General features: G+C 60.6%; 2 protein-coding genes. Both read left to right on the top strand.

The window, feature by feature from the left end; translation table 11 throughout:
- On the top strand, positions 1 to 240 hold a 240-nt coding region (locus tag BN1139_RS12520), incomplete at its 5' end, for a hypothetical protein (RefSeq protein WP_041980530.1).
- A gap of 222 nt (positions 241 to 462) precedes the next feature.
- Positions 463 to 663: nucleoside hydrolase (locus BN1139_RS12515; RefSeq protein ID WP_041980527.1), on the top strand; the 201-nt coding region annotated here is incomplete at its 3' end.

Raw genomic sequence — 663 nt, 5'->3', positions numbered from 1 at the left:
ATGCCGGATTGCTTCAACACCTACGAATTCGCCCAGAAGCTGGCATTGCAATATCAGCCGGAATTCTTTGCCGCGGGCCACTCTCTGGCCGAGCACGAGGGCAAGGTACTGCGGGTGCTGCACCAGAAGATCGCCGAGGCGCTGGCAGGCAGCGAGATGGTAATTGAAGGGGCGCTGCTCCCCTGCGTCACCCCCTGGGGGGAGAAGGCGACCTCACCGCGTTGGCACCGCAAGCACTGAGGATCCGGTCAGGCAGATCACTGCCAGATAGCAGATAACGAACAACGATAAAGGGCGTGGCGCTGGCAACAGGGCCGCGCCGTTTTTTGTGCAGATTGTCGCCAGCAGCGCCCCCGCTGCCGGGAGCAAAGGCCCGGTCTGTGATCCCATGCCGGGATATGGGGCCGTCAGCCGGGTAGACTCTCCCTTTTGCCGAAGGGTTTGTCACCGTAGGAATTTCTCATGAACCATAAAATCATTCTGGATACCGACCCGGGTATCGACGATGCCATGGCCATCCTGTTTGCCGAGGCTCACCCCGCCATCGAGCTGCTCGCCATTACCACCGTTTTTGGCAACGCCACCATCGCCAATGGCACCCGCAACGCCCTCTGGCTCAAGCAGAAGTACGGCATGAAGGCGGATGTGGCCAAAGGCGCGGCT

Origin of the sequence: Aeromonas veronii bv. veronii (genome assembly GCF_000820225.1) — a bacterium.
Classification (GTDB): domain Bacteria; phylum Pseudomonadota; class Gammaproteobacteria; order Enterobacterales; family Aeromonadaceae; genus Aeromonas; species Aeromonas veronii.
Note: the sequence above shows the minus strand (reverse complement) of the source record. Positions and strands in the feature narration are given on the sequence as shown.